This window comes from Candidatus Obscuribacterales bacterium (assembly GCA_036703605.1).
Lineage (GTDB): Bacteria > Cyanobacteriota > Cyanobacteriia > RECH01 > RECH01 > RECH01.
On the sequence record DATNRH010000034.1, the window covers coordinates 1 to 1,163 of the forward strand.

The 1,163-nt window shown below is 54.1% G+C and carries 1 protein-coding gene; it reads right to left on the reverse strand.

Features of this window, described 5'->3' with window-relative positions:
- A partial coding sequence (locus tag V6D20_00825) for an IS481 family transposase (GenBank protein HEY9814341.1) occupies nt 1-1,115 on the reverse strand: 1,115 nt, incomplete at its 3' end.
- Nucleotides 1,116-1,163: the final 48 nt, after the last annotated feature.

Genomic DNA, 1,163 nt, shown 5'->3' on the forward strand with positions numbered 1-1,163 from the left:
TAATATACCCCGTAGCTTCCGTCGGACTCTTGGCGCAAAAAGATTGGTTCACCCACAAAGCCCTGACCGATGTAATAGGTGGCATTTTTGAAGGTGATCTCACCCTTACTGCGCGTCAGCCTTACCTCATCGCCCTCCAACTCGTAGTTTGCTGCCTTGGGAGCTTTTGAGGGCATGGAGCGTATTGAAAGGTGATATTTTGATGACGGAACCTCGTCATCAAGTGCCTCGTGTGGACGCTTGTGGTTGTAGATCTCACGCCACTCATCGAAGCCCTTTTGGCATGCTTGGTGGTCTTTCCACTGGGTCTTTTGGTCGATGACTTCGGCTTTCAAAGTGCGGTGAAAGCGCTCCTCCTTGCCTTGGGTTTGAGGATGGCGCACACGGCCATGGATCACTTCAACGCCCAGTCTCAATAGCCATAGCTCGAAGCCAGGCGTGCCGTAAGGAGCTCCGTCCGGCCTCATGCCCTTACCCCAAGGGTTACCGTGATCGCACAGGATCTGGCGAGGCAGACCGTAGCGACCAAATGCGCGCTCCATGACCGCTTGCACGATGCTGCGCGTCTCGCCTTGGCAGGCCTCCAGCACCAGGTTGTAACGCGAGCAATCATCCAGCACGGTCAACGGGTAGCATCGACCGCTTCGACTGGTGGCAAAGTGCCCTTTGAAGTCCATTTGCCACAAATCGTTGGGGCTTGGGCGCTCAAATCGCTCGATGTTTGGGCTGCCCGACCGCATACCATCACCCAAAAGCCCATGCCTGCGAAGAACATTGGTGATGGTGCTTGCTGCCGGTAGATCGGCTGCTGCCATGCCTTCATTGCGCAAAACCCTACGGATCTTTCGCCCTCCCCAAACAGGGTGCTGTTTGCGCACCTCCACAATCGCTTGCTCCAACTCCAAAGAAGACTTCTTCGGACTGCTCTTTGGTCTACGACTTTGATTCGCCAATGCCTCATCACCCTCCATCTCATGGCGCTTGATCCATTTATAGCCTGTTTTTCGGCTAATTCCATGACGGCGGCAAACTTCGCTTATAGCTAAGTGTCCACGCTCAATATCCCAGATAAACTGCTTCCGTGCTTCCATAAGGTTCATCGTGCTCCAGCCCATGACCAACACCTTGAAGTGTTACCCATGTCCGCGCACGTTTGTTACCTA